Annotated in this window: 5 protein-coding genes; 2 read left to right on the plus strand and 3 right to left on the minus strand. The window is 57.5% G+C overall.

Features of this window, described 5'->3' with window-relative positions; all coding sequences use genetic code 11:
• Positions 1-119: 119 nt before the first annotated feature.
• From L3X40_RS03175 to L3X40_RS03185, 3 genes are read right to left on the minus strand one after another with little or no spacing between them, the layout of a single operon-like run.
• Positions 120-893 carry a hypothetical protein gene (locus L3X40_RS03175; protein ID WP_237364333.1) on the minus strand — a complete coding sequence of 258 codons (774 nt, stop codon included), beginning with the start codon at positions 891-893 and terminating at the stop codon, positions 120-122.
• Positions 880-2,862, minus strand: coding sequence for a CHASE2 domain-containing protein (locus L3X40_RS03180; protein WP_237364334.1), 1,983 nt, complete (start codon positions 2,860-2,862; stop codon positions 880-882). Before L3X40_RS03180 ends, L3X40_RS03175 begins: the two co-directional genes overlap by 14 nt.
• Before the next feature lie 49 nt (positions 2,863-2,911).
• Positions 2,912-5,923, minus strand: a complete 3,012-nt coding sequence (locus tag L3X40_RS03185) for a CHAT domain-containing protein (protein WP_237364335.1) — start codon at positions 5,921-5,923, stop codon at positions 2,912-2,914.
• A gap of 487 nt (positions 5,924-6,410) precedes the next feature.
• Between L3X40_RS03185 and L3X40_RS03190 the strand changes: the two genes are divergently transcribed.
• Both L3X40_RS03190 and L3X40_RS03195 read left to right on the plus strand, forming a co-directional pair.
• Positions 6,411-7,664, plus strand: a complete 1,254-nt coding sequence (locus tag L3X40_RS03190) for a glycosyltransferase (protein ID WP_237364336.1) — start codon at positions 6,411-6,413, stop codon at positions 7,662-7,664.
• Entirely contained in the window at positions 7,661-8,614 is a 954-nt protein-coding gene (locus L3X40_RS03195; RefSeq protein ID WP_237364337.1) for a hypothetical protein, read from the plus strand. Before L3X40_RS03190 ends, L3X40_RS03195 begins: the two co-directional genes overlap by 4 nt.
• Positions 8,615-8,693 lie beyond the last annotated feature (79 nt).

The raw sequence follows: 8,693 nt of genomic DNA on the forward strand, positions 1-8,693 counted from the left end.
CCGGAACACGCTTTACCGCGATGTTTGGATATGGCGCCCTATTCCAGTGTCCTGCTATCAGCCATACCCATGGGGCGCAAGCGAAGAGGCGGGAAAATAGCGCTTTCCCTTAATGCAAATCAGCCTTCGGGCGCAGGCTGCGGATCGGGCAGCGCCACGGTTTCGACGAGCAGGTTGAGTTGCGCGTCGCATCCGCGGGTGATGAGCATGGACGCCATGCTTTCCAGCCCTTCACTGTTTGCGTTCATGACGGAAAAGGTGATTTCAACCGGCTTTGCTTCCCCCGGCCAGCTTAGCTGATAGGCGCCACCGTCGCTGACTGGCAGCGCGGTTGGCCAACTCGTCCGGAATTGTCCCTTGTCGAAGGGGATTTTGGCGCTCTGCCCGCTTTTTTCGTCACGAGCGGTAAGCGTGATCGCTTCGGTCAGGTCAGGCCGCCAGAGTTGGATATTGGCAATATCGGGGATGCAGACGGTCGATGACTGACTGACATCGACATACCACAGGTTAGGGCTGCGCGGCAGTTTGCCTTCATCGGCGCCGCCGCGGACCGCTCCGGTGCGCGCTGTTCGGACCCGTTGAGGGCCAAGCAGGCTGGCAAGGCCTGTGCGCGTATCGCTTGCCGTACCCGCCGTCGCGCTGGTGTTGAATGTTCCCGGTCCACGCAGGGTGCGCGTACCGCGACCGTCAAGGATGGTCAGCATATCGCCGGCTTTCAGCGTCAGCACGCTGCTGTCGGCAATTTTCTTGCCGGGAGGGAAGCTGCCCGCAGAGGGGCCTCCAGCACGTACAACGATCGTTTCGGCCAGAGCGCCGCCCGCAGGAATGGCGAGCAGTGCAAGGGCCATTGCCGACTTCATGGACTTCAGATGAAGCTTGCTAATCGAGTACATATTCCCCTCCAGCTTGGCTGTGCTGTGCACGGTATAACAGATTTGCGAGCGCCGCATCGTTGGAATGTTGCGCAGAATAGGCCGCAAGCTCTTCAATGGCGACTGATTTATTGGTTACTAGCCGATTAAGAATCATCTGTATGTGATCGAAGTCACTGGCATTCAGATCAGGCCTTGGTTCGAAGATGTCGACGGGGGTGGACCGTCCGCGCAGCACGATCCGGCCCATGGGGCGCCACCAGTCAAGGCCCGAACGCTCTGTCGCCGCGCGGCTGGCGAGCACACAGGATTCCAGCTTTTTGTTCGCCGCTTCCAGTCGGGCGGCCGTATTCATGCTGTCGCCGAGCGCTGTATATTGGATGCGCCCCTCGCCGCCAAAATTACCGACAATCGCTTCGCCAAAATGCAGGCCGACACGGGTGCGACCGATAGGCGGCACGCCTTCGGGAATGTCCTTGCGAAAGGCCTCGCCCGCCTGCCACATGGCATAGGCGGCTCGCGCGGCACGCTCGCCATCGTCAGGCCGGGAAATCGGCGCGCCCCAGAAGGCGACGACTGCATCGCCCACAAATTTGTCGATGGTGCCGCCATATTCCAGTACAACGTCGCTCAACATATCCAGATAGCGATTGAGCAATTGTGCGACCATTTCCGGCTCTATCGCGTGCGATAATTTGGTGAAGCCTTCCAGGTCGGTGAAAACCACGAAAATTTCGCGCTTTTCGCCGTGCAGCGACAGGCGTTCGGGATCATTCAATATTTCCTGCGCAATGTCGCGGGGCAGATATTTGCCAAGTGCCGATTGTGCAAATTTGCGCTGCTCAGAACCAATGGCCCGCGCTGCCGATCCTACGGTCCCATAGGCAATGAACCATGCCAGACCCCATCCGGTAGCGGGCAGATATTGCGTGTCCGTGCCATGATTTTGCAAAACGAAAGGCAAGCCCGTGAAAAAGGCGATCTGGATCAGTATGAATATTAGTTTTTTCCAGTTCTTGCCCTCGATTAAACTGGTGAGCACGCCTGCAATCACCACCAGCATGCCCGCCAGCCACAATATTCCGGTCGGAACCTGACCGGGCAGATAGCGATCCAGCATTTGCGCCAGAATATTGGCATGAACCTCCAGACCGATCATCCGCTTTCCGGTATAGGCGGTCATGGGTGTTTCGAACTGATCGAGATCGACAATATCGCCGCCGATCAACACGTAACGCCCCTTTATCTGGTCGGCAAAGGCCGCCGCAGTGTCGGGGTTGGCGAAAAGATCGATCGGAAATGATGCTATGACCGGCCGGTCGTCGGTGCGGGGAAGGCGGTATCGGATGCTGCCGGTATAGTTGGCAAAGGAAGAAGCATCCCCCATCATCGCGGGACCAAGCAGGGGCGGCAGTGTCCTGGGCTGTGCGGGCCAGCTTCGCGCGACGCCGTCATTGTCGACTTCCAGCCTGATGCTCGCGGGACGAACCTTGTCGCCTTTCAATCGCGCCATGAAATCGTCCAGAAATTGCTGCTGACGATATTCGATGTTGCCGCGATTGGTATCGAAACTGGCGTATGCAAGGAAAGTGGGCGTGCGCATCTTTGCAAAGACGGACAGCAGTTCCTCATCCTCATCCTGCGGCTGGTCGATCAGGATGTCGATGCCAATGGTCTTTGCACCCAGTGCATCAATGTTCGCCAGCGCCCGCGCCAGTGTCGCCCGGTCGAGCGGGGATCGCTTCTTCGTGTCGATGAGCGTGTCGTCGGTATAGACGACCATGACGATGCGGTCGTCCTGATCGACCGTTGGCGCGGTCGCTGTCATGCGCAGATCGTAAAAGGCCCGTTCAGCCTGCGCGATCAAGGGCAGATACCAACTAAACCGCGCCACCAGCACCGCCAGCACCAGGAATGCAAGCGTTCCGATCAATCGCACCCGACCGATATTGCGCAACAGCTTTTCGGGATTGTCGAGCAAGCTTTTCACCGATCAGCCCATCCCGCTTGGCGAGTTGGCTTTCGAGATGCTCGGCATCCTATTTACCAGCCAATAGCGGCCGCGCTCCGTCGCCAACAATCGCAAAACCGGACCAGTAGAACGGATGGGAGGTTGCAGCATCATCCATCAACGGCGCTTCGGCCCTTTGCAAGGCTTCCCCGATATTTTCGCCTGCACCACCGCCGAACAAGCCGCCGATCAGTCGTTGCGTTGCGTCGAAATCGTCGGGCGCGGGCCAATGGCTGGCGATGACGGCGCGGCCGCCAGCACCGATAAAGGCACGAACCAGACCATCAAGCGCGCTGCCGCCGCCGGTTCCAAGTCCCGCCGCCCGCGTCGCTTCCTTGCTCGCTTGTCCTGCGGTGTCACATGCTGACAGGATGACCAGGTCGGCATCAAGACGCAGGTCGAAAATTTCGCTGAAATTCAACAGGCCGTCCGAATCTCCTGAACCAATGGAGGTGAGGAGAGCAGGGCGGGCCGGGCAACCGCTCTGTGGCGCCGTGACAAGGCCATGCGTGGCAAAATGCACGATGCGATAGTCGGTCAGGTCGTTCCGCGCCATAATCGCAGCATCGGTAAAGCCAGCGCCGGTAACGACTTCTGTCCCGTTCGGACCCAGCAGACTGGCGGCCTGACGAAGCTCGGTCGCTGCGATCGGGCGGTTCCATTCCTCAATCGGCCAGCGGCAACTCGGGCCGGTGGTGCCGGATGCCGACCGGGTGGCTGCGGTGCTTACCATCGCCGAAACAGGCTCATTGTGACCAAAGCCAAGATATTGGCGCGATGCCTTCGATGCCGCAGCTGATCGCGCGTCACGAAAGCCGCGAACGGAAATGGCGGTGCTGATCGCCCGATCGCGACCTAACCATTTGATGCCACGAAAATCGAACTCATCCGCCGCCGGGTCTTGCAGATGCTGCAAATAGCGATCCACTCCGGCCTGTTCCGTAACCAGCAGATTGGGGGGCAGGCGCAACATCGCGCCGTCGGGTTCAAAGATCAAATGGCTGACCGTCGCAACTCGCGCATCGACCGGACCGAAGATATCAAGATACAGCGCACGCGCCAATTCGACGTCAAACGGATAGGTGACCTGCACCCCCGCCACCACCGTCGAAATGGTTTCGCGCAGTTCATCGACCTTTGCATTCAGTTCCGCACTGGAAATTGACAGGCGATAGCCGGTGGCGCCCTGAGCATCGACATAGACGGTATATATTCCGCCGCCGACACGTACCAGCTTCATATAGGCTTCGCCCGGTTTCAACACCGCTTGCAGATCGGCCAGGGTCACAGCCTCCCGGGAAACGGCGCGATATTGGGGATAAGCGGCAAGGGCAGCCTGCGTTTCCAGTTGCTGGCGGCTGAGTGTGTCGATGTCCTGCCGTGCACCACCGATCAAGGGTACGGCCGTAGGGTCTTGCGCGCCAAGCTGGACGAGTCCCGCCAGTTCGATACGCGCACGCTCAATGTCCCGCGACAGCGAAACCGATTGCCGGAATAATCGTGCCGCTTCATCGTCGCCCGACTGCAATTCGCGTGAAAGCACTTCCAGCGTATCGGCCGCCCCCGGGCGCACCATTATCTGGCTTGCCAGGAACATATCTTCGGCGAGTTTGGGCTGCGCGGGAATTTGCGACGAAAGCAGATCGAAATAAGGCTGCAACTGATTGGCCAGGCCCGTTACGATTGCCTGATTTGCCGTCGCACTCGCAACAATTTGGCGGTAAAGACCAAGCGCTTCGTCATTGCGCCCACGCCGTACAAGGAAGGCGGCAAGCCGCGCCCGTGCGCCGTCCATGGCGGCAGTTTCGGGATAGGAGGCGCTGAGCATCGCCAGGGCGTCGCGCAAATATGTGTCTGCTGCACCGAAATTGCCTTCCGCTTCGTGCGTCAGGGCAATTTCTGCCAGAATCTGTGCGCGCAACCGCGTTATCGATGTTACTCGCCCGTCACGCACTGAAATGGCATCGTTCAGCGCCTTTTCCAGTAGTTTCCTTGCTTCACCAGGCTTGCCCTGTAACCGCAGCACGGTGCCGCGAAGCTGCCCCGCCTGCGCATCGATAATGGCCGCACGTTCATCGGCAGTGAGGCGAGCGGCCTGCGTTGCGCCCATCACCCGGTTGGCGGGAGTTGTGCTATTGATCTCTGCGGTCAGTTGCGGGCTGAGTTCAATCCCTGAAGCGCTGGCTATCACTGGTTGCCCAACAGGCAGCACAGGCCGGTTCAATATCGCCAGTGCGGCATCATATTGCCGCTGGTTCAATTGATGCATGGCTTCAAAATTGCGGCGCAGACGAACCTGTACCGGATCAAGGGTCGCCATTTGCGCGGCCTTCGCAAATAAGGCGTCGGCCTGTTCGAATTCACTCAGATTGGAAAGCTGCAAAGCTTTGTTGATCGTATATTCATGCTGTCGGGCTTCGCGTTCGGTAGCCGTCAGCCGTGCCTCGTCGGCTTCGTTCAGTCGCTCCTGCAACGTATCGAAAAATTCGGCGGCCTCGGCATAATTGCCGCTGTTGTTGCGGCGATATCCTTCCGCCAGCGATGTCTGCGGGTCGAGTGTGGATGCCTGTAATCGCGCGAAAGCCGCCGGATCGTCCGATCCACTGGTCGCAATGCTGATTGGGCCATCGACGATCCTGTCGGCGGCGATCGTGCGTAGCGCCAGTTGCAAGGCACTGTCATAGCTCGCAAAGCCTTGCACATAATATGTGGTTTTGCCGTCTTTGTAGCTGTGAATCACATAGCCAAGCTCCGCATCGGCCATTGTGCACATGCGCGTCGTCACGTCATCAAGTTCGCCAATCTGCGTCGTGCCGGGTGCAGCGCATGTCACCTTTGCGGCGCGCGATGTTTCCAACCGCGCATCAATATCGGCTCCATCGGCACGAAGGGCATAAAGTTGACCGACCGGTTTTGCCGCATCACGGCAAACCAGCGTCCAGGCGCGATCGAACATACCGGCAATGGCCGGATCAACGGCCCGGCTCTGCGCCTGACACAGCACGCCGCCGCCGCTGCCCAGCCGGAAACTGTCCATCATGCGCGGTTTCAGGTCCTGCGCCCCGGCACTTCCTGCGGACAGCAATGTCGATAACAGGAAGGCCCTACAAATCGAACCCAGTCGCACAGCATTCCCCCATTGTAAAATCAGGCTTTTCGACGTGATGGCGTCGGTTGTTTACTTATTCTTTTGACCCGTGGCGTTGCTACCGTCTCTACAGCTTCGGGGCAAGCAGGTTAAGGGAAATACCTCACATGGCCGCATCCGGCGTGCTTGCCGTTCCTTATGAGAATATTAACCGAAATATTGCATTGTTCCTGTTATGGACCACATCTATCGAATTGAAGACCGCAGTTTATCGGATCAGACGACTGCGTCTGAAATCGAAACAGAGGAATCTGATGTAGTACTGCGGGAACATTCCGGCGGACTGCATGATCCAGTTCATTCCGAATCGCGCAGATTTTATCTGTCGATAGGAACAAAATTCGTACTCTCCTTGCTCATAGCCATCACATGGACGGGCTTGAGCGTCTGGCTTTCCGCTCGTTGGGTGGAGGAACTGGCGGTCATTACCGGGTGGGTCTTCGCTATCATTGCGATCGGCTTCATTGCCTATGTGCCGGGCTTCATGAACGCCTTCCTGATTTCGACGCTGCTTTTCGATCGGAAACCGCCGTTCAAACAGGTTGAACACTATCCCGGCCTGACTGTGCTGGTCGCTGCCTATAATGAAGAGAGCGCCATCAAGGACACTCTTACCAGCCTTGCGCGGCAGGATTATGCGGGAAAGCTCGAGGTTCTCGTTCTGAACGACGGTTCGAAGGATGGTACGGCTTCTGTAGTACGGGAGACTCTGACGACCTTGCAGTTGCCCGGCAACATTTCAGTTCAATTGCTTGATTTTGAACGCAATCGCGGCAAGTCCGCTGTTCTGAACGATGGATTGCGCGCGGCGAGCCATGATCTGATTGCGACCGTGGACGGCGATTGCTGGGTGCGTACCGACGGACTGACCAACATCGTCCGTCGCATGCTGTCCGATCCCGCGGGCACCGAAGCCATAGCCGGGGCCGTGATGGTGCGTAATTCGCGGATCAACCTGCTGACCCGTGCGCAGGAATGGGATTATTTCCACGGCATTGCGGCGGTAAAACGCATGCAGGGCATGTATCATGGCACGCTGGTCGCTCAGGGCGCGTTTTCGCTCTATCGACGCCAATCGCTCGAAGAGGTTGGCGGATGGCCGGAATCGGTTGGTGAAGACATCGTCGTGTCATGGGCCCTTCTGGCCCGTGGCTACCGCATCGGCTATGCGGCCAATGCCCTTGCCTTCACCAATGTGCCAGAGGAAATGCGGCAGTTTGCGCTACAAAGAAAGCGCTGGTCGCGCGGCTTGATGGAAGCGTTCAAGCTGCATTGGCGGCTTCTCTTCAAAAAGCGGATGATGACACTGTTCATCTGGTGGAACGTCCTCTTTCTGCCGCTCGATCTTGTCTATACCTTCGTCTTTATTCCGGGGCTGGTGTTGGCGATGTTTGGCCATTTCTATATCGCCGGACCGTTGACGCTCGCGGTGCTACCGCTCTCGGCTCTTTGGAACACGGTCATATTCCGCATTCAAAAGGATGTCTTCTATCGGCAGGAGTTGAAGGTTCGCCGGAACATTGGGGGATTTCTGTTCTATTCCCTTGCCTACAGCCTGCTGATGCAGCCTGTGTGCGTCTGGGGCTACATTGTTGAACTATTAGGTATGAGAAAAGCTTGGGATACGAAATGAGGGGGACCGCCGTTTCAATATATGTGAGCCTGATCGCGCTGGTCGGCAACTCAGCCATCGCCCAGGATGCGTCTGTAACCAACGCTAGCGGTATGGAATCGATGGAGAGCGGCAACGGGCGTCAGCACGCCGTTGGTACGGACATCTTCATGTCGACCGATGCGGATCATACCGACGTTTATCGGGCTGGCATCAATCTGGACGGCAACTATCGCGGCAACGATCAATATTGGGGCGTGCGCTTTGAACAGGCCTGGTACAAGCCCTTAGCGCAGAAAGCCCGAAAGCGCGAACGGGGCTTTCTGCGCTATGCCGACAAAAGCAAGGATTGGGCCTGGAACACCCAGATCGGGACCGATGGGCACACCGTCATTGGATCGGCCAGCATTCATAACGATGCGCCCATGCGGCAGGAATATTTTGTCGAACGCGACATTGTCGAAACACCATTAGGTGTCGATCAGGGCATCTATTACACCTTCGTGGGTGGTGCTGTTGATCTACCCGTCAATGACAGGAACAATTTCACGCTGGTCGCTGGAATACAGGAATTCACCGGTAAGAATGTACGCCTGCATGCCAGAGGCACTTATACGCATTCCATCAAGCCGGAATGGGGTTTGAGCTTTCAGTTGCGATCACGTTATTATCACAGCACGCATCCGCGCGAATATGACTATTATTCCCCCCGCTGGTATGTACAGGTTCTGCCTGTTCTCCAGATGCGCCGTTATTCTGGGGGATGGCGATATATGGTAGCCGGAGGCTTTGGCGGTCAGCGTGATGCCAACAGCGATTGGCAATCATCCCGCTTTGCCGCCGTTGAAGTTTCGAGTCCTGCCAACCATGGCTGGTTCGTAAAGGCTGGCGCGCAATACAGTAATACGCCGCTTCCCACCGGCATCTATGACTATGGACAATTCTCGCTTGCGCTGGTCAAGACATTTTAGCGCTAGTCACCCGGAACTGTAATCCACCTCATTGATTCACGCCTCTTTGAGGAGATGAACAATGCTAGGTCGGCAGGCA

This window comes from Rhizorhapis sp. SPR117, assembly GCF_021742065.1.

Bases quoted from the DNA above. Each gene is read 5' to 3' on its own strand.
- L3X40_RS03175 (WP_237364333.1), bottom strand. From the start codon at position 893: ATGTACTCGATTAGCAAGCTTCATCTGAAGTCCATGAAGTCGGCAATG.
- L3X40_RS03185 (WP_237364335.1), bottom strand. From the start codon at position 5,923: ATGATGGACAGTTTCCGGCTGGGCAGCGGCGGCGGCGTGCTGTGTCAG.
- L3X40_RS03195 (WP_237364337.1), top strand. From the start codon at position 7,661: ATGAGGGGGACCGCCGTTTCAATATATGTGAGCCTGATCGCGCTGGTC.